At 57.2% G+C, this 26,683-nt stretch carries 22 protein-coding genes and 4 pseudogenes; 16 read left to right on the top strand and 10 right to left on the bottom strand.

Translation table 11 applies throughout. The features are described 5' to 3' along the window. Nucleotides 1-12: 12 nt before the first annotated feature. From ACR0MM_RS10410 to ACR0MM_RS10420, 3 genes are read right to left on the bottom strand one after another with little or no spacing between them, the layout of a single operon-like run. Nucleotides 13-1,692: a recombinase family protein gene (locus ACR0MM_RS10410; RefSeq protein WP_480695985.1), complete on the bottom strand. Its 1,680-nt coding sequence runs from the start codon at nt 1,690-1,692 to the stop codon at nt 13-15. Then, on the bottom strand, nt 1,689-2,105 hold the full coding sequence (locus tag ACR0MM_RS10415; protein WP_093964944.1) for a DUF2924 domain-containing protein: 417 nt from the start codon (nt 2,103-2,105) through the stop codon (nt 1,689-1,691). The genes ACR0MM_RS10410 and ACR0MM_RS10415 overlap by 4 nt, the downstream gene beginning before the upstream one ends. After that, nucleotides 2,102-2,332: a DUF3489 domain-containing protein gene (locus ACR0MM_RS10420; protein ID WP_093964945.1), complete on the bottom strand. Its 231-nt coding sequence runs from the start codon at nt 2,330-2,332 to the stop codon at nt 2,102-2,104. The genes ACR0MM_RS10415 and ACR0MM_RS10420 overlap by 4 nt, the downstream gene beginning before the upstream one ends. A gap of 502 nt (nt 2,333-2,834) precedes the next feature. On the opposite strand from ACR0MM_RS10420, the pseudogene ACR0MM_RS10425 reads away from it, so the two are divergent. The 3 genes and pseudogenes from ACR0MM_RS10425 to terL all read left to right on the top strand — a co-directional run bounded on the left by ACR0MM_RS10425 (nt 2,835) and on the right by terL (nt 6,063). Further along, nucleotides 2,835-4,174, top strand: a pseudogene (locus tag ACR0MM_RS10425) (site-specific DNA-methyltransferase). Further along, complete coding sequence (locus tag ACR0MM_RS10430) at nt 4,167-4,598, top strand: DUF5681 domain-containing protein (protein ID WP_480695987.1); 432 nt, start codon at nt 4,167-4,169, stop codon at nt 4,596-4,598. Before ACR0MM_RS10425 ends, ACR0MM_RS10430 begins: the two are co-directional and overlap by 8 nt. Further along, nucleotides 4,492-6,063, top strand: coding sequence for a phage terminase large subunit (terL, locus tag ACR0MM_RS10435; protein ID WP_480695989.1), 1,572 nt, complete (start codon nt 4,492-4,494; stop codon nt 6,061-6,063). The genes ACR0MM_RS10430 and terL overlap by 107 nt, the downstream gene beginning before the upstream one ends. A gap of 340 nt (nt 6,064-6,403) precedes the next feature. On the opposite strand, the gene ACR0MM_RS10440 is transcribed toward terL, so the two are convergent. Next, nucleotides 6,404-7,447: a helix-turn-helix domain-containing protein gene (locus ACR0MM_RS10440; protein ID WP_480695991.1), complete on the bottom strand. Its 1,044-nt coding sequence runs from the start codon at nt 7,445-7,447 to the stop codon at nt 6,404-6,406. 191 nt (nt 7,448-7,638) lie between these two features. Between ACR0MM_RS10440 and ACR0MM_RS10445 the strand changes: the two genes are divergently transcribed. From ACR0MM_RS10445 to ACR0MM_RS10475, 7 genes are all read left to right on the top strand, one after another. Beyond that, entirely contained in the window at nt 7,639-9,156 is a 1,518-nt protein-coding gene (locus ACR0MM_RS10445; RefSeq protein WP_480695993.1) for a metal-dependent hydrolase family protein, read from the top strand. A 51-nt stretch (nt 9,157-9,207) separates the two neighbouring features. After that, nucleotides 9,208-10,593 carry a metal-dependent hydrolase family protein gene (locus ACR0MM_RS10450; RefSeq protein ID WP_170342821.1) on the top strand — a complete coding sequence of 462 codons (1,386 nt, stop codon included), beginning with the start codon at nt 9,208-9,210 and terminating at the stop codon, nt 10,591-10,593. 74 nt (nt 10,594-10,667) lie between these two features. Next, nucleotides 10,668-12,347, top strand: coding sequence for an amidohydrolase family protein (locus ACR0MM_RS10455; protein WP_170392031.1), 1,680 nt, complete (start codon nt 10,668-10,670; stop codon nt 12,345-12,347). Between the two features lie 140 nt (nt 12,348-12,487). Continuing rightward, on the top strand, nt 12,488-12,817 hold the full coding sequence (locus tag ACR0MM_RS10460; protein WP_170357382.1) for a hypothetical protein: 330 nt from the start codon (nt 12,488-12,490) through the stop codon (nt 12,815-12,817). A 76-nt stretch (nt 12,818-12,893) separates the two neighbouring features. Next, the gene (locus ACR0MM_RS10465; protein ID WP_170342826.1) at nt 12,894-13,259 is read left to right on the top strand and encodes a DoxX family protein; all 366 of its coding nucleotides are present in this window, start codon (nt 12,894-12,896) and stop codon (nt 13,257-13,259) included. 41 nt (nt 13,260-13,300) lie between these two features. Then, entirely contained in the window at nt 13,301-14,554 is a 1,254-nt protein-coding gene (locus tag ACR0MM_RS10470) for a carbohydrate porin (RefSeq protein WP_170365936.1), read from the top strand. 285 nt (nt 14,555-14,839) lie between these two features. Continuing rightward, nucleotides 14,840-15,115 carry a glycine zipper domain-containing protein gene (locus ACR0MM_RS10475; protein WP_170343544.1) on the top strand — a complete coding sequence of 92 codons (276 nt, stop codon included), beginning with the start codon at nt 14,840-14,842 and terminating at the stop codon, nt 15,113-15,115. Nucleotides 15,116-15,304: 189 nt separating this feature from the next. Here ACR0MM_RS10475 and ACR0MM_RS10480 read toward each other — a convergent pair whose 3' ends face one another. Further along, a complete protein-coding gene (locus tag ACR0MM_RS10480) occupies nt 15,305-16,342 on the bottom strand; it encodes an AraC family transcriptional regulator (protein WP_480695995.1) in 1,038 nt (345 codons plus the stop codon). A 524-nt stretch (nt 16,343-16,866) separates the two neighbouring features. On the opposite strand from ACR0MM_RS10480, the gene ACR0MM_RS10485 reads away from it, so the two are divergent. After that, on the top strand, nt 16,867-18,210 hold the full coding sequence (locus ACR0MM_RS10485; RefSeq protein WP_480695997.1) for a metal-dependent hydrolase family protein: 1,344 nt from the start codon (nt 16,867-16,869) through the stop codon (nt 18,208-18,210). 68 nt (nt 18,211-18,278) lie between these two features. Here the strand turns inward: ACR0MM_RS10485 and ACR0MM_RS10490 are convergent. Further along, nucleotides 18,279-18,419: pseudogene (locus ACR0MM_RS10490) on the bottom strand (IS3 family transposase); the annotation flags it as partial. Between the two features lie 239 nt (nt 18,420-18,658). Between ACR0MM_RS10490 and ACR0MM_RS10495 the strand changes: the two are divergent. After that, entirely contained in the window at nt 18,659-18,865 is a 207-nt protein-coding gene (locus ACR0MM_RS10495; protein WP_170528056.1) for a cold-shock protein, read from the top strand. 72 nt (nt 18,866-18,937) lie between these two features. Next, a complete protein-coding gene (locus ACR0MM_RS10500; protein WP_480695999.1) occupies nt 18,938-19,951 on the top strand; it encodes a fatty acid desaturase in 1,014 nt (337 codons plus the stop codon). On the opposite strand, the gene ACR0MM_RS10505 is transcribed toward ACR0MM_RS10500, so the two are convergent. The 3 genes from ACR0MM_RS10505 to ACR0MM_RS10515 all read right to left on the bottom strand — a co-directional run bounded on the left by ACR0MM_RS10505 (nt 19,943) and on the right by ACR0MM_RS10515 (nt 21,092). Beyond that, nucleotides 19,943-20,191 (bottom strand): ParB N-terminal domain-containing protein, encoded by a 249-nt coding sequence (locus ACR0MM_RS10505; RefSeq protein WP_039524390.1) that lies wholly within the window; start codon nt 20,189-20,191, stop codon nt 19,943-19,945. The genes ACR0MM_RS10500 and ACR0MM_RS10505 overlap by 9 nt on opposite strands. 74 nt (nt 20,192-20,265) lie before the next feature. Continuing rightward, nucleotides 20,266-20,955, bottom strand: a complete 690-nt coding sequence (locus ACR0MM_RS10510) for a hypothetical protein (protein ID WP_480696001.1) — start codon at nt 20,953-20,955, stop codon at nt 20,266-20,268. Further along, nucleotides 20,955-21,092, bottom strand: coding sequence for a hypothetical protein (locus ACR0MM_RS10515; protein ID WP_170343549.1), 138 nt, complete (start codon nt 21,090-21,092; stop codon nt 20,955-20,957). The genes ACR0MM_RS10510 and ACR0MM_RS10515 overlap by 1 nt, the downstream gene beginning before the upstream one ends. A gap of 1,430 nt (nt 21,093-22,522) precedes the next feature. Here ACR0MM_RS10515 and ACR0MM_RS10520 point away from each other — a divergent pair. Then, nucleotides 22,523-22,915, top strand: a complete 393-nt coding sequence (locus tag ACR0MM_RS10520; protein WP_254430004.1) for a helix-turn-helix domain-containing protein — start codon at nt 22,523-22,525, stop codon at nt 22,913-22,915. 436 nt (nt 22,916-23,351) lie between these two features. On the opposite strand, the gene ACR0MM_RS10525 is transcribed toward ACR0MM_RS10520, so the two are convergent. Continuing rightward, on the bottom strand, nt 23,352-25,244 hold the full coding sequence (locus tag ACR0MM_RS10525) for an amidohydrolase (RefSeq protein ID WP_170462467.1): 1,893 nt from the start codon (nt 25,242-25,244) through the stop codon (nt 23,352-23,354). Between the two features lie 587 nt (nt 25,245-25,831). Between ACR0MM_RS10525 and ACR0MM_RS10530 the strand changes: the two are divergent. Continuing rightward, nucleotides 25,832-26,539: pseudogene (locus tag ACR0MM_RS10530) on the top strand (IS6 family transposase). A 54-nt stretch (nt 26,540-26,593) separates the two neighbouring features. Next, nucleotides 26,594-26,683, top strand: a pseudogene (locus ACR0MM_RS10535) (helix-turn-helix domain-containing protein); the annotation flags it as partial.

Below are 26,683 nucleotides of genomic sequence, written 5' to 3' on the forward strand. Positions count from 1 at the left end.
GAGCTGGAGATGTCAGAAGCCGAACAGGCGTTCCTGTTCGGACCATTCAAGTGGGTGGGTCACGCTGACCAGACGCTTGAGTGTGAGTTCGGGCGGCTGGCTCCCGTCGAGAATCGCCGTTTGAATCTTTGGTGAGAGAAAGGCGAGCTGAGCACGGGTGCGGATGAAGGCGTCAGGGACGCTTTCGCGGCGGGCAATCTCCATCAGTTGAACTCCGGCCTTCAGATCACGGGCCCAGCCATGGGCGCGGATCAGCATGGACCGGAGGTGGGGATCAGGTTGGGGTGCCATGTCTCCGGCGATGACCTTGGCCTCGACGCCGCGGCGGCACAGATCGAAAGATGCGGTGACGTGGGTGAGATCCGGGTGCAGATGATCGGCCGCGATGCCAAGTGCGCTTGCCAGAGTTTTGGGGTTAAATTCGAGGTCGATCTGTCCTCGTGCAAGTTTGCCTTTGGCCAGAAGAGCAGCGCCGATCTGACAGCCATGGCCTAGAAGCCGGGTTACTAAATCCGCAACTGAAGTCTGAACTGCCTCGGCTGACCCGGCCTCCGGCTGCGCCAGTACTTGGTGCGCCGCGGCGGCGTCTTGCAAATGTCTGACGATGACATCAATGACCGCGTTTTCCAGCGCTGGGCCGGGCAGTCGCCAGCCAGAGATATCCTTGCCGCCTGAGATCAGTCGATTGGAGATATAGTAGCGCAACCGTCGGCCTTTGCGCGTGGTGTGGGTCGGCGTCAACCGATCACCAGTTTCGTCATACAGCAGACCGGTGAGCCAGGCCCCGGGGTCAGTGGAGTGTTGGCGCGCATCGGAGTCGCCGCGTGCCCGCGAGCGGTTGGAGGCCTGTCGCATTTTTTCCTGCACCCGGTCCCAGATGTCCTGATCGATGATCGCCGGATGTTGTTCGTCCCAGATCTTATCCTTGTGGCGGATTTTTCCGAGATAGACCGGATTGCGCAGCAGGTAATAGATTTGACCCCGTGACAGCGGACAATCCCCCTTCACACTGCCATCTGTCCGAACAACCCGTTTTGACCGCAGGTCTTCTGCCGTTGCCCGTTCTTCTACTTTGCGCAGGCAACCAAGCTCGTCATAAAGCCCAAAGAGATGCCGGACCGTTCTGGCCTCCTCTTCATTCACCACCAGCGTTCTTGCCTTCGGATCGGGGTGGCGATCATAGCCCAGAGGCAGGTTGCCACCCATCCAAAGCCCCTTCTTCTTCGACGCTGCAATCTTGTCGCGAATACGTTCGGCGGTGACTTCCCGTTCAAACTGAGCAAAGGACAACAGCACATTCAGCGTTAACCGGCCCATGGAAGATGAGGTATTGAAGGCCTGCGTGACGGACACAAAAGAACAGTTTGCCTGTTCCAGCCGGTCGACCAGCTTAGAGAAGTCGGCAAGCGACCGGGTCAGCCGGTCAATCTTGTAGACCACCACCATGTCAATACGCCCGGCATCGATCTCTTCAAGAAGGCGCTGAAGGGCGGGTCGCTCTAGGGTGCCGCCCGACAAGCCACCGTCATCGTAGCGCCCGGACAACAGGGTCCAGCCTTCATGTCGCTGGCTTGCGACATAGGCCGCGCAGGCCTCATATTGCGCATCCAGCGAATTGAAGTCCTGATCCAGACCATCTTCTGAGGACTTGCGCATGTAGATGGCGCATCGGATTTTACGGCGCGGGCTCATTTGGCCGCCTTGCCGGTGAGCCCAAAGAAACGCGGCCCTGACCAATGCGCGCCGGTAATCTCTCGGGCGATGGCCGAGAGTGAGCGATAGGACCGACCGTTCCAAGTGAAGCCGTCTTCTGTAACGTCGACTACATGGGTCACACTATTCCACTCGCGTAGCAGGCGCCCGCCGGGTTTTAGGGCAGGGCATGTAGGCCGGGGTTTCTTCCCAGAGCCCTTTTCCAGCGTGGCTTTGACCTGGCGGGGTAGCCTGCCATGACGGCGGGACTGCATCTCAAAGGCGATAAAGCGGCGCAGAAAGGGTTGGCTGAGCATGGCGGGGGCGGGTTGATCAAACAGTTGCTGCCAAAGCGTGACCAGATCCGATCGACCCATGGCGGCGAGATCGGCGACATCGCTCGTCTTGGTCATGACGCTTCTCCAGTTCCCGCCGCCAGATGATATGTGGATGGTCCATTTGGTTTGTCGGATGTCCGCCGTTCAATTGTGACGCCTTTTTTCCGCAGACCGCTTAGAGCTGCTCGGACCGAATGAGGCTGCCATCCCGTAGCTTTGCAGAGCGCCTCAAGGCTGGCGCCGCTCGGGCGGCGCAACAAGTGTTGCACTTTGTCAATTTTGGTTTGCTTCCGCTTGGACATGTATTGTCTCCTCTGATTTGGGGCTGGCTAGATGCCGAACCCCGGTACCGAGGAGCGCCCGAATGGCTCGGGCGTGGGTTCAGTGATGCGTGGTTGACGGCAACAGTCCAGCTCTTTCTGAAGCGATTACTTGAGGCGTGTGTTTTGAAGGGCGTTGCTGGCGTACCCCCGATTATTCGTCAACAATCTTAATTGGTTACTTTTAGTTTGGGGGGTTGCGTCTCGTATTGATGGCACCTACATTCGACCTAATCGCCCGGACTATCAGGGCGGGAAACTGCTCCCGCAGGCAGCACTCATTGGAAACACAGGTTTCCGCAGAGAGCATTCAAAGGAGCAACGTCTCGGATCGATTGGTCCGGGGAGTTGCGATTTGTGCTCTCTCCGATTTTCCAGCGCGATCCCTCCATCTCGACGTCCGCGCGGCGTCACGCAAAAGGAGGCGGTTATGCCTGCCAAAAACACACACAGCGACGTTCGGGCGTCCAATACGCCTATCTGGATGGCCGAAAAAGTTATCCAATCCCAGATCAGCCAGATCAAGCCCTACGCCAACAACAACCGCGTGCACGCGGCCAAGAATGTCGACAAACTGAAAGCATCGGTGGCCCAGTTTGGCTTTGTCACTCCGATCCTGTTGGATGGTTCGGGCACAATCATCGCGGGTCATGGCCGCTATGAGGCCGCTAAGGCCCTGGGGTTGAATTCCGTACCGACTGTTGTCGCGGATCATTTGTCAGAAGCGGAAGTACGCGCTCTGCGCATTGCGGACAATAAGCTGGCGGAATTGTCGGACTGGAATGAAGCGGCGTTGCAGATCGAATTTGCCGAGCTGATGGATCTCAGCCTTGATGGCGAGTTGAACTTTGATCTGGACATCACAGGGTTCGAAACACCGGAGATCGACATCATTATCGACAGCGTCGGTGAGGTGACGGTATCTGTAGCGGAAACTGTTGAGACGCCGGACCCTGCGGCACCCGTAGTCACGGAGCCGGGCGACCTCTGGGTTCTCGGAGATCATCGCATTTTCTGCGGGGACGCCCTTCAAGCCCAGAGCTACGACACCTTGCTGGAAGGCGAGACCCCGCAGATAGTCTTCACCGATCCGCCTTACAACGTGCCTGTCAATGGGCATGTGCGGTCCGGCAATAGCGCCGAACACCGCGAGTTTGCCATGGCGTCGGGAGAAATGACGGATAGCGAGTTCCGCGGCTTTCTTTCAGGCGCGATCACGCAGTTGTTTGACTGCCTGCCGAACGGAGGCATCGCGATGATCTGCATGGACTGGCGTCATATCGAAGAACTGATTACGGCGGGCAAAGCAGCTGGATTGGACCTCATCAATCTCTGCGTCTGGAACAAGACGAACGGAGGCATGGGCAGCCTTTATCGCTCAAAGCATGAGCTGATTTGCATTTTCAAGAAGCCTGGTGCGCCGCACATCAACAACGTCGAGCTGGGCAAACACGGGCGCAACCGGACCAACGTCTGGGATTACGCCGGTGTGAACAGCTTTGGGGCAGGGCGCGAGGCGGACTCGCGGATCATCCCACGGTGAAGCCGACAGCTCTGGTTGCAGATGCCATCATGGATGTGAGCCACCGCGGCGATGTCGTGCTGGACGCCTTTGGCGGGTCCGGCGCGACTCTGCTGGCAGCTGAGAAAACCGGGCGCCAAGCGCGGCTTATTGAGCTCGACCCGGCTTATGTCGATGTGGTCATCCGCCGTTGGCAGGAGATGACCGGTGAGTGCGCCGTGCACGCGGTAACAGGCCAGACGTTCGATGCGCGTTTTGCGGCCAACGATACCACTTCAGAACAGGAGGTGGGTCATGTCTGACGATACAAAAGAGTATGAGGTCGGCTACGGCAAACCGCCCAAAGCGACCCAATTCAAAAAAGGCCGATCCGGCAATCCGAAAGGGCGGCCGAAAGGTGCCAAGGGGGTGAATGCCAGCTTGAAACGTGAATTGGAAACCAAGATTACGGTTCGCGAAGGCAACCACGAAATCCGGATTTCCAAGGCTGAGGCAATTGCCAAGCGGTTCACGGCAGGCGCGTTGAAGGGCGACACGAAATTGTTGATGGCGCTGCTTAAGCTGGACACAGATCTGTTCAACGCAAGTGAATTGGACGCGCAAGAAAGCGTCCGTACGGTTGAGCCCGACGCTGTCGACTACGACATCCTCCGGGATTTCTTTTCCAGCCAACTGGACGGTAACGGTGATCTGGAAAACGAGGAGGCGGAAGATGACGACTCCTGATCCAAAAATCGTCGTGCAAGCCGCTCGCGAGGTTTGCCGGGACAATTTCTTTCCCTTCGTTTGGCGTGTGTTTGGCACGCTGCACCAGGGAACTGACCGCAGCTTTGATCCGGCCTGGCATGTGCGGGCCATGTGCCATGAGTTGGACAATGTCCGTCGAGGCGAAAACAAGCGACTGATCATCAACATCCCGCCACGTTGCCTGAAATCGGTCACCGTGGCCGTTGCATATGTCGCTTATCTTCTCGGTCATAACCCCAGCGCCAAGATCATCGTTGCCAGCTATGGGTTGGATCTGGCGCGCAAACATTCCGAAGATTGTCGTCGGATCATGTCTGCGCGCTGGTACCGGGAAATGTTCCCTGAAACGGTCTTGGCTAAAAAGGGCAACACCTCAGAAGAAATCCGCACCACAAAGGGAGGCAGCCGTAAGGCTGTCTCCATTGGAAGTTCTGTCACCGGTCATGGCGCCGATTACATCATCATCGATGACCTGCTGAAAGCCGGAGATGCCGGCTCCGAAGCCGAGCTGGTCAAGGCGCAGGAGTTCATTGAGGGGACCTTGTTGTCGCGCTTCGACAATCCGGCCGAAGGGCGTGTGGTTATGGTTGCGCAACGGTTGCACGAGATGGATCCGTCGGGTTATCTGCTCGAACGCGGGACCTACCGGCATCTGAATCTGCCTGCCATCGCAGAAGGCCATGAGGTGGTTCCTCTTGGGCGTGGAAGGGTCATGCGCCGCAAACCGGGTGATCTCCTGTGCCCGTCCCGTTTGGATCAGCAAACGCTGGATACCAAGCGTCGCGAAATGGGCGCGGCCGTGTTCAATTGCCAGTATCAGCAGAACCCCATTGCTCCCGACGGGTCGCCCTTGCGCTGGGAGTGGTTTGGCACCTACGAGACCATCGAAGATCGCCGCTGGTTCCAACTGGTGGTTCAGAGCTGGGATACGGGCATGTCGGCAGACCCCCGGTCTGATTTCTCTGTCTGTACAACCTGGGGGTTCCGCGAAAATGCGTGGCATCTTATCGACGTCTGGCGCGGGCAGGTAGACTACCCAGACCTGAAAGCCAAGGCACTGCAACTTGTCGGCCGTTGGGATCCCGATCGTCTCCTGATCGAAGATGCGGCCTCCGGCAAACCTCTTTTGGACGAATTGTTTCGTGATGACCGTCGGCGCTACGAACGCATTAAACCCGACAAGGACAAGGAAACCCGGTTCCAGTCCGCTTGCGGTCCTGTCGAAGAGGGCAAGGTTTATCTGCCTGCAGATGCACCCTGGCTGCCGGTATTCAAACGGGAGCTTCAGTCCTTTCCACGCGGACGCAACGACGATCAGGTCGACAGCTTTGCCCACTTTCTGAACTGGTCCAAGAGACCGGGCTTCTACCGGGCATTGGGCCGCGACCACCGGATCAACATCGAACGTCGGGAGCGTAATCGAGAGAGGGTCAGGCGACGGTAGGATCTCGGAGTTGAGCTTGAAAACTCGTTGAATAGTACTGGGAGGGCCGAAGTCGGACCAATCCTGAGAGCGGCCCCAATGACCGCTCGCAACCACAAACCGGTCTAATCGCTAATGCCGTCGGATGACGGCTTTGAGCCCAGAATACCCATTGGCACGTTCCGCAGAAACTGCCGCGATGGGCGGCAAGCGGGAGTTCGCTGCGGATAGCATGGAGGTCTCCTTTCCCATCGATTGCTCCCCGCGAAGGGCTCGCCGGTTCATGCATCTCTTCGGCATTACCATTGGCGACCGAGGTTCCAAGAGATTGCGGTAGTCGAGAAGTCGCAGCGGGGTCAGGCTAATCTGCAGGCGCTCCGGCAATTTGGGCCTCTTGTGCCTCCTTATTGCGCCAATCTTTCGGGGATATGCCGAAGTTCCGCGTGAAGGCTCGGGTGAGTGCCGATGTTTCGGACAAGCCGACCAATTGGGCGATCTCCTTGATCGAATGATCAGATGTGGTGAGCAGTTCGGAGGCCTTTTCCATCCGCAGCCGGTTGATCACCTTGGACGCCGTTGTTCCGTAGGAGGACAAGCGCTTGTTCAGCACCTTGGTGGTGATGCTGCACATCCGGGCGGCCTCGCTCACCGTCAGCGCCGGATCGGACAGCCTTGATCGCACGAGAATTTCGAAGCCTTCGAGGTAGTCCAGGGGCACATCGACCTGAACCGGTTCTTCGATATCATTGTCGTGGTTCACGAGGAGTTCGGGGTTGATTGGAAGCGACAGCCAGGCCGCCGGAAAGCGGATGGAGAATCCCCTGTTGTTGCACTTGATGCCCCGCACGCCATGAAACTGCTCCGGCAGCAGGGTCGGATCGCAGAGGCGCAGAACAACCTGGGTTGGATCCCATCGGAAATCGAGAACACGGTGCAGCAGGGAGATCCAGATCCCGACGAGAAAGGCGTCCGAATGGCCCGGCGACACCTCGGGTTCGAAATTGCGACTGGTGGTGAAGTAGGCGTGTTCCTCCTCGATCAGGAGCCGGAAGGACACCGCGTTGCTTTCCCTCGAGACGATCTGGGTGAACCGGGTGAAGAAATCGCCAAGGGTCACCGACTGGCCGAGGAGCGCCCCACGCGGCAGGAACTTCAACAGGTCTGTCTGTTGTCCCGCCAAGGCGCAGATATCCGGCCGGGTGATGTCGGCGATGGAGGCCAGCGCCGCATAGACCGTGTCATGCGGGATGAACTCGGCCGGGTTCAGGACCTGTTCCTCGCTCAATCCATGCAGCCCGAGCGCAAAGGCCGGATCCGCATCGAGCCGCCGCATCATCGCTACGACGGGGCCGAGGACCGTAGCACGTACGAGGGACAAACCGTCCTTTTGTTCTCCTTGCGGCATCCACATCACCCTTTCGCTCTCCGACACGCTACGGGCGCGGGCGCCTGACGGCCAAGCAGAAATTGGCTGAAATTGACCGGATCGGGTCAGAAAAATGCACCACGGGATCAGCGGGTCAAAAGAATCTCGGGGCACATGTGCATAGTGGGAGGATCGGTCCGCAGGAAGACCGACCCCTGGGAGGACACCGAATGACAACACTCAACCTGAAGGCGTTGCTGCCGGCCATGTCAATGGCAATTGCGCTCACGACGCCTGCCATTGCGCAGGATATCCCCAACATTCCCTCGGAGGTCACGCTGTTCAAGAACGTGATGGTCTTCGACGGGGTGAATGACGGCTTGAAAGATGTCGACGTGCTCGTCGTCAAGAACAAGATTCACAAGATTGCAGAGGACATTCCCGAATCCGGCACGTGGGAAGTCGAAGTTCGAACGGGCGGAAGCAAGCGCCTGCCCGATCCTGTTGGCGGTATCGACGGCTATTCTTTCACCATCCAGGCCGAACGCGGTATCGAGACCAAAGAGGTCGAGGTCAATGTGATCGACGGCGGCGGACGCACCTTGATGCCGGGACTGATCGACAGCCATGTGCATGTGAATATGTACAAGGATGGCACGATCCCGGGCCTTCAGGACACGACATGGGAGGAGATCGGCGCACGTTCTGCGGCCTTTGCGCAGGAAATGCTGGCGATGGGCTTCACAACCGTGCGCGACATGTGCGGTGCACATGGTGGACTTCGTGCGGTAATCGACGAGGGTTCGCTTCCGGGCCCGCGGATATACTCGTCCGGCGCCTGCCTCAGCCAGACCGGTGGTCATGGCGACTGGGGGATCGCCGGGCAACGCAAGAACGAAAGCAATCTTGAACGGCTGGAGATCACGCGGCTTGTCGACGGCCCTGCCGAGGTGCTCCACGGCGCGCGGCGGAACTTTGCGCTTGGGGCCAACTACCTCAAGATCATGGTCAGTGGTGGTGTGACCTCCATCAAGGACCCGATCTACCAGTCCGCCTTTACAGACGAAGAAATCGCCGCGGCCGTCGAGGTGGCCGGGGACATGGATTCCTATGTCGCCATGCATGTCTTCATGGATAGCGACCTGTCGCGCGCGCTCGATCTCGGGGTCAAAGTGGTGGATCACGGCCTGACCATAACGGAACCGACGATGCAGAAGCTGGTAGAGAAGGAAGCGTTCTTCTCGCCCAACCTGACCGCGTTGGCGCCCGAGGCGCTTGAGCATCCGATGCACCAGGACCCGACCTTCCCGCCGACGGCGAAGTTCCTCTGGTTGCGGAAAAACAGCGAGCAGTTGTTTGATCTGGTGCGGAAGTACAAGCCGAAGATGGTGTTCGATTCCGACTACGTGCTGCTGACCGGTGTGCCGTACCGGCAGTCGATGGACTTCACCAAGGCTTTCATGGCGCGTGAGTTCGGCAACCTCTGGGCCTTGCAGATGATGACCTCGAATGGCGGCGAACTGGCCGCACTGACGGGACGCGGAAACCCCTATCCCGAAGGCAAGCTCGGCGTGATCGAGGAAGGTGCCTATGCCGATATCCTCATCGTTGACGGAAACCCGCTCGAAGACATCACTGCCATCGGCGCTGTCGATACATGGTTCGATGCCGAGCCACGCGGGCAGGACGTGCCGAGCATTCGCGTCATCATGAAGGACGGCAAGTTCTACAAGAACACGTTGAACTGAACTTTCGGCGGGGCGCTGGCCCCGCCGTCAACATTGCGGAAGGGCAAACTTATGAAGCATCTTTTCAAGTCCACATTACTGGCGGGCGTGGTGTCGCTCGCTGCCGGCATGTCCTCTGCGCAGGACGAAGCGCTGCCGCAGACCCTGTTCACCAATGTCCATGTTTTTGACGGCGTGAACGAGGCGCGGATCGAAAACGCCAGCGTTCTGGTCGAAGGCAACCTGATCAAGGAAATTTCGACGGACGGGATCGAAGCGCCCAACGCAACCATGATTGACGGCGGCGGGCGCACGCTCATGCCGGGGATGCATGACCAGCACGTGCATTTGCTGGTGTTCAACCCGCTCAGTGACGGGTTGCGCCAGAACATCACGCCCTTCCATCTTGGTGGCGTTGCAACGATCCGGTCCGAGCGCATCCTGATGAACGGGTTCACGACGGTTCGTGACCTCGGCGGACCGGCAAAGTCCATCGCGCGGATCATCGATACCGGTATGTTCCCCGGCCCGAGGATCTATTCCTCGGAGGCCTTCATCACGCAGACATCGGGCCATGCCGATTTCCGCAAGCTGAACGACCGGCATCCAACCCTGTCGGGGCAAGGCCCATCGCATTGGGTCGACACGGACATGAGCTTCATCGCGGATGGCCCGGAGCAGATCCGCATGGCGGTGCGCGAGAACCTGCGGCGCGGGGCAACCCAGATCAAGGTCATGGTCAGCGGTGGGGTCACGTCCGAGTTCGACCCGCTGCATTCGCTTCAGTACCAGGCGGACGAGATCCAGATGGCGGTCAAGACCGCCGAGCAATGGGGCACCTACGTCACCTGCCACGTGTTCACCGAGCAGGCGATCCGCAACTGTATCGACAACGGTGCAAAGACCGTTGAGCACATCCCGTTCCTGACCAAGGAGGCCGCCGAGATCATGGTCGAAAAGCAGATCATGTTCGCGACGGCGGTAGCCCCGGTCTACTCGGTGACGACCGAACAGGCGGAAGCCTTCTACACGCCAGCCTCGTTCGCCAAATGGAAGAGTGTCCGTGACGCCGCCGCCAACATGATCGAGGTGATCCAGACGACACCGGGCATGATCGACCTCTACACTCTGGGCACCGATCTCATCAACAACTGGGACCAGACGCTTGAACAGGACAAGAAGATGAACGACGAGTTCAAATACCTGCACGAGGCCAAGTTCAAACCCTTCGACATTCTGCGCATGGCCACATCGAACGGCGCCCGCATGAACCGGCTTACGGGCTTGAACAATCCGTATCAAGACGGCCCGCTCGGCGTGGTCGAGGAAGGCGCTTACGCGGATCTCCTGCTGGTCGATGGCAACCCGCTCGAAGACATCCTTCTTCTGGCCGATCCTGATCCCAACCTGAAGGTCATCATGAAGGACGGCGTGATCTACAAGAACACGCTGGACTGAGGAGAGCGCGGGGCGGTCTCCCTCGTCCGCCCCGCGTTTTTTTGCCCGACGCAATCATCCCGGAAGGACTGACCGTGAAACACCTCACTCTTGCCACTCTCATGGCCCTCTGCAGTTCGATGGCGGTTGCTCAGGAGTGCGACGTCGCGCTTCTCAACGGCCGCGTCATGGACCCGGAAACCAATCTTGATGCCGTGCGCAATGTCTGCGTGACCGGCGACAGGATCACCGCGATCACCGAAGATGCCTTGACGGGCAAGCGCGAGATCGACGTTTCCGGGCATGTAGTCGCGCCGGGATTCATCAACACCCATTCGCATTCCTTTGGCGGCTTCGATCAGAAGATGATGGCCCATGATGGCACGACGACGATCCTCGATACCGAGAGCGGCGTGGCGGATGCCGACCTGTTCTACGACAAGTACGAGGGCAATTCCTTTCTCAACTTCGGTTCCGGGATGGGGCACGAGGAGATCCGGCGTGTCGTGATGGATGGGGTTTCAGTCGAGCTGGCATCCGATCCGACCTACATCCTCAAGTCACGCGGTGCAGCCGAGGAAGAAGACGGACATGCCAGCTGGGCGCTGGATATTCCGACTGCGGATCAGCTCGTCGAAGTCATGACCATGTATGAAAAGGGTCTTCGCGCCGGGGCGATCACCGTCAACACGACGGTGGGATACATGGGATACAACACCTATCCGAAGGAGATTTTCGCGCTTCAGAAAATGGCGAAGAAGTATGACCGCTTCTTTGGCGCCCATACCCGTTTCGGTCCGACCGAGAGCCTGCCGCTCTACTATTCCCTGGGCGCAAACGAGGTGATCGCAAACGCCGTTGCGCTCGACGGGGCCCTGATCCTTTCCCACATCCAGAACCAGGGGTGGGAAGAAATCTACGAGCTTGCACGCCGCCTGCAAATGCGCGGAATGACCATCTTCGCGGAATACTACCCGGCCATCACCGGCAATCCGAACATCGCGACACCGCAACTGCTGCCGGACAAGATCGAGGCGAACAATATCGTTCCGACCCGCGATATCTTCGATACCAGCACCGGCGAACTCTACGAGTCCGACGAGGAGTTCTTCCGGCAGCAGAAGGAGGATCCGAGCAAGCCGATTTTCATCACAGTCCGCCCCGAAGCAGACCTGGAGCGCTGGATCCACATGAAGGATATTGCGATCGCCAACGACATCGTCGGCTTCACCGTCGATGGCGAACCGCTGCCGATCGAGGCCGATTTCACGGAGTACGGGGGGCACCCGCGCAATGCCGGCACCTATGGCATCGTGTTCCGCGAGGCCCGTGAACAGGGCATCGCGCTGATGGAGATGGTGAACAACGCCTCCTACATTCCTGCGAAGTACTTTTCCAAGGTGGGCCTGAAGGCGATGCAGGAACGCGGCCGGATGCAGGAAGGCATGATCGCGGATATCACGATCTTCGACCCCGACACGATCACCGAAACATCATCGATGAAGAAGGGCATGAACGGCTCCTTCACCAAGGGAATCCCCTACGTTCTGGTGAGCGGGCAGGTCATTATCGACGACGGTGTCGCTAATATCGACCTGCGGCCCGGGCAGCCGATCCGTTACCCGGTCATCGAAGGGGGCGAGATCGATCTGGACCTCGGGGACAAGGAATTCACCTGGCACGCCGACATCGAAACGCCAGAGGATGAGCATTCCGAGTTCCCGCTCCGCCCTGCCGAGCTGGAACACTCCATTCCCGGAGCTCCGGGGCATTGAATCCACAAGAACGGTCAGGGCAGCCATGCTGTACTGACCACAACATCGAAGCAATTCCGGGTGGCAAGATGAACAGGATCCTTCTTTCGACAGCCCTTTGCGTCTCTGCGACAGTTGCAGCGGCGCAGGACACAAAAGACATGCGCACCTTCCTGTTTATCGGCGCATCCAACAGCGCCGCCTGGGAGATGCAGATCGCCAATCCCGGGGACCGCGCGGCCTCGGTGAAGGGTGGGATCGAGGCGCTCGGCGGCGAGCTTTTGAGCTACTATTGGGGGCTTGGGAACGGGAAGAACTACATCACCGTCGCCCTGCCGGACGACCCCACCTTCATCCAGGCCTTCTATGTCAGCCGTCTCGGTGACGGGTTGCTGGAGGATTACCAGATGATCGAGTTGATGAGCAGCGCCGACATGGCCGAAGCCCTCGCCCGTGTGCCGGAGATCAAGGCGCAGGACGATCTCAAGTAACCGGACTGCACACTCGGAACGATCCAGAAGGGAACATCAAATGAACTTCAGCCCTGTGTGTCGGCGGAGTCGTATTATGCAAATAGTTGCCATTGGCCTGCTGTCCGCCTTCTTTCTCTTCGCCAGTTCGATCAAGATCCTTGGCTGGCAGAAGCTCATCTTCGAAACGCAACTGGCGATGTTCGTCAAATACGGGCTGAACCGTCAGATCATGGCGCTTGTCGGTGGTGTCGAGCTTTTCGGGGCGGTGGCGATCTGGTTTCAAGGCAGCTTGCTCGGGCCGCTCGGGGCCGCTGCCCTTCTGGGCACGTCGCTTGGCGCAATCGGTTGTCATCTGATCTGGGACACTTGGAAAGACGGTGTGCCTGCCATGATCACGGCTACGCTTTCGGCCTTCGTCCTCTGGACGGGCCGGGATGTCGTACTGGCGATACTTGCATGAGCGGGCCGAAGAAGAATCAAGAGCAACAAGAGAGACCTCATATGGGACAGGCAAGGCTTCTCGGTACGGTCATCGTCGCTGGCTTCTGGTTATCAACCGGAGCCTTGGCGCAGGAAAGCCGGCCAACGTCCGCCCTGGAGGCCGCCGCAGCGGTCTCGCTCGGTGGCCCGGCATCCACGCAGGCCCAACTGGAACAAGACCGAGTGCGGCGGTTGCAGGACTCTCGCTGGCCGGGGCTGGATGCGGCATTGGACCCCTTGGAGGCATCGCGGCAACGCTTTGCCGAACGCACCGGCCTGAACCTCTCCTTCGACTACCAGGCCTATTACCAGTCCGCGACCGAGAGCCTGACCGATATCGACGAGGCCGCCTTGGGCCAGGCGCGCATTCTGGGCCAGTGGACGCTGCTCAATCGCGGCGGCGAAAATCCCGGGCAATTGGTCTTCACATTGGAGAACCGCCATCTGCTCGGCACGGACATCGCGCCAAGCGGGCTTGCCGGGGAAATCGGCTATGCGGGCGTCACCGCAACGACATTCAGTGACACCGACACGACCCTCTCCGTCGCCTACTGGTCCCAGACACTCGCTGGCGGGAAGGCCGGTTTCGTGGCCGGCCGGATCGATCCGGGAGACTACTCGGACATCCTCGGCTACGTGAACCCACGCACGACTTTCTCCAATTTCTCGATCCTGTTCAGCCCGGTCCTGCCGATCCCCGATCCCGGCTTCGGCATTGCGGGGGGCGGTTTCCTGACCGACCAGATCTATGCCCTCGGTGTCCTGTCGGATGCAAACGGCTCGCTGACCGATGTCGAGTGGTTTCCCGGTGGCCCCGAGTTCTACAAATACGCCGAGATCGGATGGACGCCCGAACGCTCGAAGCGCTTTCTAACCAACGTTCACCTCGGGGTATTTCACGTCGATGAACGCACCGAGGCAGGCGTGCCGGAGAGCTACGGGGCGATCCTGTCTGCCAACCACACGATCAACGAGGAATTCATGATCTACGGACGCCTCGGCTGGTCGGAGGGTGAGGCGCCGATCGCCCGACGCGCAGCCAACGCTGGACTTCTATGGCGGCCGGGCCTCTATGACGACCTCTTTGGGTTTGGCGCGACCGTTGCGGACCCGGTAGATGAAACGCTCGACACCCAGACCACAATGGAGGCCTTCTATCGGTTGGACCTGTCGGACAATGTCGCCCTGACGGCGGACGTCCAGCACATGATCAACCCGGGCTTCAACGATCAGGACACGACCGTTTTCGGCTTGAGGCTGCGGATCAATCTTTGACCTGAGTAGCGGCGGATAGAATGCCGTCTGGTTGGGAGTGTCGTGCCTGCGCCGGAACGGCCCATGCAGCCATCGCGGCCAAGGAGGCGACCCCTTGGATGATTGGCATTGCGTCAGGCGAAAGTCTTGACGGCAGAACAACCGTCGAATTTGGCTTGTTGCTCTGCAATGTCAGCCATTCCAATGAAGCTGTCGGATGCTCTCAAGCGGGGGCATGGCGGTTCGCTTAGATCTTTCCACAGAAGGCGGCCACGGAGGTCGCCACCGTCAGAAAGGTTGGAACCGATGACAAACACCCTCAAGAACACCGTATTCGCCGCCCTTGCCGCCTCACTCGCCCTCGCTGCCCCGATGGCCGCCAATGCCGGTGACATCGGTGAGAAAGCCCTCAAGGGCGCTGTGGCCGGCGCCGTGCTGACCGAAATCACCGGCGGCGACGCCAAGGACGGCCTGGCCCTCGGCGCAGCCGCCGGTGCGCTCGGTGGCAAGATCGCCGAAGACCGGGATCGTCAAGATCGCAAGGACGATCGCAAGAAGGGTGGCAACAAGCACAAGCGCTGATCCCGCAACGAGACAACCGGAATGGTTTACCCCTTCCAACCGACGCTGGAGAGATCCGGCATCTGCTTCAAACCCGTTAGGCCTCATGCCTGCCGGGTTTGTTGCGTCAGGGTGGTTCAGGAAGACGGAGAAACGTGAAAGCGCGGGCCTATGATCCGAGCAGTCCGGCCTCTACTCAGATCGTTCGCCCTATGCCAGGGGCGCTTCTGTTGCTGGCTGCTCCCTGAAGTCGCTGGGGGGCTGTCCGTACCATCTTCGGAATGCCGTGCTGAAGGTACTGGCGTCGCTATATCCGAGAAGATAGGCGATCTCGGTGAGCGGAAGCGTGCTGTTGAGCAGATAGTCCCGGGCCAGAGCCTTTCGCAGATTGGCGACGACCGCTGCGAAGCTCGTGCCCTCGTCGGTCAGTCGGCGGGCCAGCGTTCGGGCGCTCATCCCAAGTTCCGCCGCAATTGCGTCCTGCTGGGCCGTGCCGGCTGCAAGACGCGCCGTGATCTGCCTCTCAACAACCCGGGCCACACTGTTGGGTGTCTGCGGCATCCGAGCCAGCGTGTTCTCGCAATTGACCGAAAGCGTCCGCTGCAAGTTGTCGTCGGCCGTCAACAGCGGCACATCCATATCAGCCGCCTTGAAGGCAATGCTGTTCTCCGCGGCACCAAACAGGACATTGCAGCCAAAGAACCTGTCGAGGGCCTCGGTGCCGGTCAGCCGCTGATGCGCGAACCGAACATGCGTCGGACGGATTTGCCGATTGGAGTAGTCCCGCAGGGCGAAGACCGTGCCAACGGCTCCAAACTCGGCATATTGCCCGGTCGGAATGCTTGCTGGCACATCGTAGTGCCAGGTCAGCCGGGTGGTTTCCGGGCCTTCTTCCATGGCCGTCTTGCTCGCGTCACCGATCACGCGCTGAAAACGGGTGATGTTTCGAAGGTAACCGCCAACGGTAGGTGCCGAAACGCCGACATAGGCGAGCAACCCGGCCTTCCTGACCAGGTCCGGCGACTGTGCCAGGCGGTATCCGACAAGGTCGTCCCTGGTCAAAGCGCTCGCCTTTTCAAACAACCAGGCAGTCTTGTCGAAGGACCAGCGAGCATCCGGGTCTTCGAGTTGAGATCTGGTTATCCCGAACTCCTTTCGGATATCCCGCTCGGAAAGGCCTGTTTTCTTCAACTCACCGACAATGATCTGTCCCCAGATTGCGCTGTGTTTTGGAATCTCGGATTTCATTTCTGGTCCGTAGTCTCGGTGTCTGACGTGTTGCGCCACGTTAAGGCCCGTCTGACCTTCTTGCCAGTTGCCAAAGCCAACGTTCGAACAACGCAACGCCCGTTTCGTTCAATACCCGCAGTGCCTTTCACACACTCGCCACCAAGGTAGGCGCGACGTCGGTCGCGAGTAACTCGAGATCCGTGCGGTGTGACACACCGAGTAGCGGCGCACATCGTCCGGGTTGGGCAGCTTGCTTGTTCGCTGTGGCTTTCGAAGCCGCCATTCTCGGCGCGCTACTTAAAAGTCCGCTCTGGGCCGGAGGCGTCAGGAGGCTCCACCAAGGTGGTCACGCGGCCCGCCTCAGCGCCGCATGGCTGCTTTGAACCCAAAGCCGGTGTTCTTGCTACGTGGGATTACCTTCAGTTTTACGCCCTAAAAAATCTATACCTTACGTCACCCTCTTCAACAGGTTTACCAGATGGTTTTACAGGCGAGCCTGAGGTAGCCTTCATTAACTTCTTCGCCATCTTGAGGGTTCAGTTATGATCTCCAAACGCGTATTTTTGTCCAGCCTTGCATCGACCGCTGCGCTGGTGCTGGTGCCGGCGCGAGCCCGAGCTCAAGCTCCAGATGCAACGCTCTTCACGAACGTGCGTGTTTTTGACGGGATGTCTGATGAATTGACCGAACTCACGAACGTTCTTGTTGAAGGGGAAATGATCAAGGATGTCTCGCCCGCAGCTGATGCCGCGCCAGAGGTGCCGCGCATCGATGGAGCTGGACGGACCTTGATGCCGGGGCTCCTCGACATGCATGTGCACCTGCAGTGGAACCAGGACCCTGCTGGCTTCCTGACAGCACGTCCAGATTACATTGCTGCATTGGCATTGAGTGAAAGTGAAGCCACCCTGATGCGTGGCTTTACCAGTGTCCGTGATACTGGTGGCGGCATTCTCGGTTTGGCGCGCGCCATAGACGAGGGCCTTCACCCCGGTCCGCGCATTCAGGCGTCAAACGCTGCGATTTCAATGACCGCCGGTCATGGCGATCTTCGGCCGCGATCCGTGCGTCCGAGAGCCTTCGGTGGGCCGCCATTCACAGAAGCGGAGCGACTTGGGATCACACTTTTCGCAGACGGGGTACCTGAAGTTCTGGCGGCTGCACGCGAGCAGTTCCGGCAGGGTGCGCACTTCATCAAAGTCTTTTCAGGCGGCGCCGTGACTGGCCTCTACGACCCATTGGATATCAACGAGTATTCGCCGGCAGAACTCGAAGCGGCAGTAGAGGAGGCCAAACGTTGGAACACTTACGCGACCTCGCACGCCTACATGGACACATCGGTTCGGGCTGCCATTGAGGCAGGTTACCAATGTATTGAACACTGCAACCTCATGACGCCTGAGTCGATGGAGTTGGCCGTGGAAAAAGGGGTCTGGCTTTCAACCCAGGTTGGCTTTTTTGCAGCAGACATTCCGGCAGGGTTCACGCCCGCCCAGGCAGAGCGCCAAAAGATGGCGTTTGATGGTCTCGACGCCATGCTTCGTTTAGCGCGAGAATCTGGGGCTAAGATTGCACTCGGAACAGACTTCGTCGGATCGAGGCAAACGAAAGCAACGCAGTTGGAGGAATTGCAGCTCAGGACGCCATGGTTCAGCAACGCCGAGATTTTGCGGCAGGCAACAGGTCTGAATGGTCAGCTTTGGGACTTGACCGGCCCGCGTAATCCCTACCAGGCTGGTCCAGTCGGTGTCATCCAACCCGGAGCCTACGCAGATATTCTGCTCGTGGACGGAGACCCGATTGCCGACCTTACGGTCATGGCCTCTGCGGACAATTTCGATGTGATTATGAAGAACGGCAAAGCGCACAAGAACAATCTGGCCTGAGAGATTTGCCGAGGGTCAAGATAGACACTTGAACCGCCCCGGGTTTTCCGGAGGCTGATTACTCCGTTTCAGGCGACTTTATCGAACTCGTTACGCTGTTCATAGAACTTCTCCTCGGCTTCTGCTGGCGGGATGTTTCCGATGGTCTGCAGCAGGCGGCGGTTGTTGAACCAGTCGACCCATTTCAGGGTTTCCCATTCGACGGCATCGGCGGTCAGAGGTGGTTCGGTTCGTTTGAACAGTTTCGAGCCCGGCAGTCTCAGAGCCTCTGTTGTTAGCCAAAGCATCAGGGCTTGTATCGTGCGTACCCAAAGTCCATATATACGTGGCTTACGTTTTTCTTTTTCGACCTGCTGTCTCCTCAATTCGGCGTTCAGTCTCTCGATTCAGACCGACCACGCCGAGTCGCCGCAATGATGCGGGCGACAAGCATTAGGAGACTTCCACCATGGCAAATGGCACAGTAAAATGGTTCAACTCAACCAAAGGTTTTGGCTTTATCGAGCCTGAGGATGGGAAGCGCGACGTGTTCGTGCATATTTCCGCACTTGAGCGTTCCGGCCTTAGCGAATTGAAGGACGGCCAGAAGGTTACCTTCGACGTCGAAGCTGGCCGTGACGGACGCGAAAGCGCTTCCAACCTGGCACTCGCATAGCCTGCTACGGGCATCCTTCTGGGGTGCCCGGTTGCTCAGAGGGTTCCCAAGAGCCGTTGGAGAACAAGTCAGTTGCAACAGCAGGAATTGACCCGGGCGCTCGTTCAATACCGCGTACCCGATACGAAGCGTAGTGTTTTTGAACTGACAATTACTGTTATCCCTTTTTTCGCGCTATGGGGCGCAGCGTGGTTTGCGCTTTCCCTTGGTGTCTGGGTCGCTATTCCACTGGCAATCCTTAACGCTGCATTTCTGGTGCGTCTCTTCATCATCATGCATGATTGTGGTCACGGATCATTTTTTAAAAACCGTACCGTTTGCAATTGGACAGGCCGGGTCTTGGGTGTTCTCGCCCTCACACCTTATGACGTCTGGCGGCAAAGCCACGCGATTCACCACGCCTCAACCGGCAACCTTGATCGGCGCGGGATGGGCGATATCCCTACGTTAACTGTAGAGGAATATCTGAAGCGAAAGTGGGTCGGGCGTGCCGCTTACAGGTTAATCCGGAACCCCTTCTTCCTGTTCTGTATCGTGCCTGTCTACACGTTCTTTCTGCAAAATCGCTTACCCTTTGGTTTCATGCGGTCAGGCTGGCTATATTGGGCAAGCGCAATGGGAACAAACGCCGCGATTGCGGTGGTCCTGACTCTTATTTTTTGGACCGGAGGCCTGGATGTGCTGGTCTATGTATTCCTGCCAACCATGATCGTCGCCGCCTCGATTGGTATTTGGCTTTTCTATATTCAACACCAGTTTGAACACACGACATGGGAACGGGAAGAAGAGTGGAACCTTCAGGACGCCGCATTCTATGGAAGTTCTCATTATGCCTTACCAGGCATCCTGCTTTGGTTCTCTGCAAATATTGGCGTACACCATGTTCACCACCTTGCCAGCCGCATACCGTTTTACCGGCTAAACGAAGTTTTGCGTGACCATTCTGCGTTAGAAAATTGCCAGCGTATTACTCTATATGAGAGCTTTCATTGTGCACGATTGCATCTTTGGGATGAAAAAAGTCAACGTCTGCTGACATTTTCCGAGGCTTTGTCGAACGCCAATTCCAAAAGGCATTTAGTGTAGTCTGGCGCGTACCAGATAGGCTTCGACCGTATCACCGCCCAGGGCGCGAATGGCCTCTAACCGGTGAAGGCCTTCAATCAGCACGAATCTCTTGTTGTCCGAGCGTATCTGGATCGGGGTCTTCTGGCCGTTTTTCAAAATATCTTCGGCCAGCGTCAGAACTTTTTGTTGATCAAGCGTTTTTGCCCGTTTCACAGGTACATAAATCAGGTCGAGCGGATATGGTCGTTTCTCCAACATAAGCTACGTGACCAACCTTTCGTACATTTGTTCCGATTTAGAGCTCACTTCAAAAGCGGGGGCTGGAACGTGCGTCATAGAACCGAACGAACAGCGTCGCGCAGTTCCTGATGCATAATCCAAGTTGCGGGCTCGTCGTCACTTTCGATGTGAGAAAATGCCAGAACCTGTGCGGCTCCATCATTCTGTGCCGATCCGGCTTCGGGAAGATCCAGCTCCAGATATTCCGCAATCAATAGCCCGATTTTCTTGAAGACCTTGATAGAGGCTTCGCGCGATTTGTAACCGGCCGCCTGAGACAAGTTACCAATGGTCAGACCGTCCTTGCCCGCGATTGTAAGTGCTTTCAGCAACCTGACCTGCGCCGGGGTGAGCCTGATCTGGCGCAATGCCTCGGCATATTCTCTTTCACTGGGAACGAGGGTTCCGGAGTTTCCCTCCAAACGGCGTTGACCGCTACGCTTCCTGTCTCGTTCTTCGAGAATTTCTTTTAAGGCTTCTATAGCCAATGCTGGTGTTTCTCCAACTGCATCGGCAATCATTGTCTGCGTTTTGGCCGGCGGTTTGGGAAATGCCCGTGCAACACTATCGCCGCTCAGAACGCCGGCCTTGATCAAGTACTTTCCAAACTCTTCCTCAATCACTCCTGATACGTCAGCGTTCCGCGACTTACGAACACTGCGGTCCTGAAATGCTCTTTGTTCCAGACCACGAGCTGACATCTTTGAACCGTGAAGGGTTACTTGAGGGGCATTTTTGCGCATCAGAGAAACACCACTACAACTATCGCTGCGACAAACACCGCCGATGCAATAGATATCTTTATCCTATTGGACCGGCGACGCGCCTTTTCAGCCTTGATGCTTTTGCCCAGGTTTTCATCAATCGAGTCATTGTTCACGGCTTTGTCCTTCCTGATTTCTCATGCGGCATAGGTTTCCACCAACGCATTGTTATGGCACATTTTCCGTGCACGTATCGTTCTGTCTTGTGAATGGACGATTACATTCCCAACCGTCACCTCTTCGGTTCAAATGAGCGTTGGAAGGAACTTGAATCTTATCGCACCTGTTCCGGTTTGCGCGAAAACCACGTTCGCATTTCCATCCGGAAAAAGTCTCAGGGGCGAGATATGCATCCTGTGGAATTGCCACTGGTTCACAGCTGCTCTCCGCCGCCCTGTAACCTCTGAGGCACACCCATCCATCCGAGCTTCTTTTGTCGCTCAGACGACCGTTTTTTGGGACATCTATTGCAACACAATCCTGGTTTTCTTTACGAAATCCCCAGTTGCAGTGTATTTCCTGCACGCCAAACCGAGTTTCGACGTACCCATTTTGGGGCGAAATCACTTCTTCACACTCTTCTCCGGCACGCTGGAACAGCCGATTGCACGTCCACTGATCTCCGGTTGATGCCAGGTAGGCATTTTCAGGAACTCTTATTTTCTCACAGAGTTCTCCGACATTCTGAAAACCGTGATTGCATTCCCACCCGCGGCCATAGGAGCTACCCGTTAAATATGCGTTTTGGGGTACGTCTGGACTTTGGCAGGATCCGTTTCTGTTTTCGAAACCTTCGTCACAAACCGTTGCACTGGCATTGCCTGCGACTTGGGCAGCAAGCTGCGTTCCTGAGAGCGACACCAAAAGTGTCGAGATCAAACAAAGTATGCAGCGCGTAAACCCAATGAGTGACTGATCCAAACGGAGCCAGAGACCTGATCTATCGGGCATCAAACACGCAATTCATGTGCCAAGTGCTGTTCATGCGGCGCCTTCTTTCCTTGGTCACGCGATGACAGGTGCATGTCAGGTGACAGTTGCAAATGCTTGCGAGGAACGAGCTCATAGCGAAGACCCCAGCGAAACCCGTTCCTATGCTGGGGCACATGCTACAGTTAGTCTGAAGGCCATTGGTTTATCGTAACCGGCAGCATCGCGGCGACGAGATACTTTCACCAATACACTTTTGTGGTTCGTGGCAGCGATAGAGTCAAGGAACTTTCCTTCGTCGCCGTGGCAGCACCGCTAGGGCTGGTAGTATTTGAAACTGCAGGTGACCAAGTTGCCAAACAAGCCTCCGAAAGAAATTTACTGGCACCGGTCTGACGTTGTAAAGATTTGGAGCTGGACCAACAGCGAATACCAACTTTGTCTCGCGTTGCCCTTATCGGGCCTGTGAGCCTCCCCATCTGAATTGGTCTGACCTGCTCCCCTTGGAGTCCGCTTTTATTGGTTAGCTCTGTTCAGGGTTTGGTCCTCTTCTGACCATTGGTGATACTCCCGCGGGGTGAGCCCGTCGAGGCTCGTGTGCGGGCGGTTGCGCGAACTGTGCTACGCGGTGCTCATGGGCGAGGCCGGCACCGCCGCAAGACGTGCCTTTGGCGTCGGCAACGAAATCGCGCGCACCATCGCCTATCTTGCAAACCACCTGAACAAGCAGGTCACCATCGACGATTTGGCCGATCGGGTGGGCATGAGCCGCGCGGTCTTCCATCGGCGTTTCAAGGAAGCCACGACAATGTCGCCGATCCAGTTCGTGAAATCGATGCGGCTGAACAAAGCCGCGATGAAAATCGCCGAGGGAAAGACCGTTTCGGAGGCCGCCTGGGATGTGGGTTACCAAAGCTTCTCCCAGTTCAGCCGCGAGTTCAAACGGATGTATGGCCAGTCACCCCGACAATGGAGCCACGACCGACACGTGGCGACAGGGATAGCCTGAAGCCAAGATTGCGGACCTTGGATTAGGCGATACGAACGGTAGCTTCGTCGGGTTTGCCGACTTCCCTAACAGGCACTCGCAGCGAATGTCCGCAATGCGGGCTGCGACTGCAGAAACCCTGAAGCGCGACCAACGGCAGGTTTGGGCCGATAGCTGCCCTTGGGTCAAACACAGCGAAAGATCACTCCGTCCGCATAGCCGCCGTCGGTCGATCCTGCAGCTTCGGTCACTGGGGGCGCCGTGCTGCGGGTAGGGGAAATTCAGTGAATTTTTGCGGCGCGGACGAAGTCGACATTCACTTTTGCATAAAGATTACGACGGCGATTGCGCCAATATCCGGTATCAAAAGTTTGCAGAAAAAGGCTATCCCGAGCGCTCCCGCCTCAAGATCAGGTGCGCGAGATTTCGGATCATTCTGCTCCTAGAGCGAACGCGCCTAAAGATGGGCGTGAACAACCGAAAGCGCGTGATTGAGAGTGTTCACTGCGAACTCTCTTTGGCTGTCCGGATCATTTAGAGGCAAACGTGCATCTTCCTGTTCTGCCTTGTCGCCCACAGGAAACTTTTCGCCTTCCAATACTGTTCCCCAAACCTGAATATCCTTGATTGCCATGGGATCCACCGTCAATGGGTTATCATTCAAAATAGTGAAGTTCGCACGCTTGCCAGGTTCGATACTGCCAAGGTCCCGTTCAAGACGATGAGAATAGGCGGCGTTGATTGTCACTCCACGCAAGGCCTCTTCGACCGGGACCGTCTGATCCTGTCCTGCTACCCGACCGGAACTCGTCACGCGGTTCACCGCACACCACATTAGGAACAATGGATCACCGGGCGCCATCGGCATATCGGAATGCAATGACCAGGATACGCCCGCTCGATCCAGATCTCCAAGACGGACCATCTCATTGGCGCGTTCAGGACCAAGACCGGTTTTACTGTATTGATCCGCAAGTGCCGTAACGTAGTAGGGATTTGCAGAAACAATCGCACCCAGACGTTTGATACGATCGACCTGATCGGGCGCACTCACAGCAAAGTGCACGATCACCGTTCTATGATCGAAACGCGGGTTTCTGCGTAAGTTTCGCTCTAAGGCGTTCAATACACGGTCCAACCCGGCGTCACCGTTGACGTGAATATGAACTTGGTAGCCGGCGTCCCAATAGGTTTGAAACGCGCGTTCAAAGGCCGGCAGGTCCATCATCCACTCGCCATGGTAATCGCCAAGCGGATCGTCCCTCAGTTGAATGGCAAGGGAATATATCGCACCGTCCGCAAAAAGTTTGACGCTGCCTTTGGACATACTGGTCTTGCCACCATACCAGTCGACAAGTGCTTCTGTCTGTTCGACCACATCTTCAGCATTGTCATATTTGGCGATCAGGCTTTTTCCATCTGGAATGAAGCTCCACCGAAACGGCATTGAGGGTGCGGAGAATACAGCGTTCACCGCATCCTGAACCGGGCGTGCCAGAATGCCGCCGGGCTCGTTGCCGTAGGTCACGCCTTTCGCATGCATGTAATCGCGCATGGTCTCCAAACCAGCGCGAAACTTTTCAGGGGTCGCCACGTATGGCGCAATCAAAGGCAGAACTGCAAACAAACCCTGTTCCCAGAAGTGCCCATGCTCAAAGCTGGATTGCATCTTTTCTGTGTCGGACCAAGCGTCCATGACCTCTTCGGTAACGCCCGCGGCCTCCATTGCAGCTGAATTCAGGATGAATTCGTGGCAAGAGCGGGCCCACACAAAAATAGGTCGTTCGCTGCTGATCTGGTCAAGGTCCGACCGTGTTAGTGGACCATAAAATGCAGCGTGGTATCCCCATGTCATGACAGGGGTGTCCGGGTCTTGCTGACCATCAACAGCTTCGGACAACCGTGCCAGAAAGTCATCCTTGTCCACAACGGCGCGCGATAAACCCTGTGGCAAGTCCCAGTCCTCTATCGAAAGAATGACGGACGAAAGGCTCAAGCCGCCCAAAACTGGGTGATCATGCTGGGCGATAAAGCCGGGAACGATGATGTGGTCGGCGAATGTGTCATCAACGGTGAAGGGCTGTTCACCAATCGCCTCTTGAACTTGCTCTCTAGTGCCGGTCGCCAAAATCCGACTGTTTACAACAGCAACGGCTTCGGCGCTTGGAAGGTCGGGATCAAGTGTGACGATCTCGCGCGCTGTAAAAATCGTGACTTCATCAAGATCGAGTATCGCTCCGCCAAGATCGGTCAGCGTGCCTTCTTGTCCGAACAATGCACTCGGAGCAACGAGGGTCGTCGTGCTCGTCAAGAAGGACCTAATAAATACCCGTCTGGAGGTGTTTCCCATGGTGGATGCCTCTCCCTAATGCACTTAACTAACACAAAATACGCAGATGTTTTCAATGCGGTTAACCAAAAGACGCCCGTAAGCCGCACCAGAAAACACGCTATTCAGAGTTTTGCTGACTTGGAGCCCTTCGAACCGCAGTTCTTGATGGAGGCCAACCTAAGCATTCAGCCTCTGTCTTCCCCAAGCTGTCTTTGGGTTCGATCCGGTTACTCGCTCCATTGCGACCAATGTCTGTTTTTTCCGCAGAGCAGTCATTCGTCCAAACTCTACGAGCACTGCTCGGAGCCATAATCCGACACTCGCCATCGAGTATGCTAAGCTGGATCGTGCGAGGCACACATACACTCAGAAACCGCATCTTTGGGAGGACGGATGTATGATCATGCGCATTTTTCAGGTGACAACGCGGCCGGGAAAAGAAGAGGAGTTTGGCCGCTTTTTTCGCGACACTGCGATCCCGTTGATGAAAAGCACCCCTGGAATCGTGCACCTTTTTCCGGGCGCGCCGAGAGAGGATACCCCACGAGGGTCTTGTCAGAAGAACTTGTCTTGAGGCAGGCAGGACGGTTGCGTAGCTTTTGCCCATGACCAAACCTGCCTCTTTCAAGTACTTCAAAACCAGTCCCGAGGTCATCCGCCTTGCGGTGATGCTGTACATCCGTTTCCCGCTCTCGCTTCGAAATGTCGAAGATCTGTTGCACGAGCGAGGCATCGACGTGAGCCACGAAACCGTCCGATATTGGTGGAACAGATTTGGTCCAATGTTTGCAGCTGAGATCCGACGGAAGCGTGTGCAGCAGCTGCGCGCGTTCTCGAAATGGAAGTGGCACGTGGACGAGGTTTTCGTAAAGGTGAATGGCAAGCGACATTATCTGTGGCGTGCAGTAGATCACGAAGGTGAAGTGCTGGAAGCAGTTGTCACCAAGCGCCGAAACAAGGCTGCAGCACTAAAATTCCTCAGGAAATTGATGAAACGGCACGGTTGCGCCGAAGAGATCGTCACAGATCGCTTCGCTTCCTACAAGGCTGCGCTCAGAGAAATAGGCGCGTTCGAAAAACAATAGACGGGCAGGTGGCTCAACAACCGCGCCGAGAATTCACACCTGCCGTTTCGACGACGCGAACGCGCGATGCAGCGTTTCAGGCGCATGCGAAGTCTACAGAAATTCGCCTCCGTCCATTCCTCCGTCTACAATCACTTCAACCAGGAAAGATCGCTAGCCAGTCGAGACACCTTCAAGCTGACCCGCGCCGCCGCTCTTAGCGAGTGGCGTCAGCTTTGTTCCGGATAGGTTCGCGGTTTCCGCGGCAAACTGAGACTGGTTCGAATTCGTCTGACAGCACCCTCTCGGGGCCTGAAAGCCAAGCTGTCGTTTCGTTCCATTGCGCGTCAGCTTCGTCGAGCGCCTTCAACAATCGGCCGGGAGGTGCGTCGC

The organism is Ruegeria sp. BC6 (genome assembly GCF_056539185.1).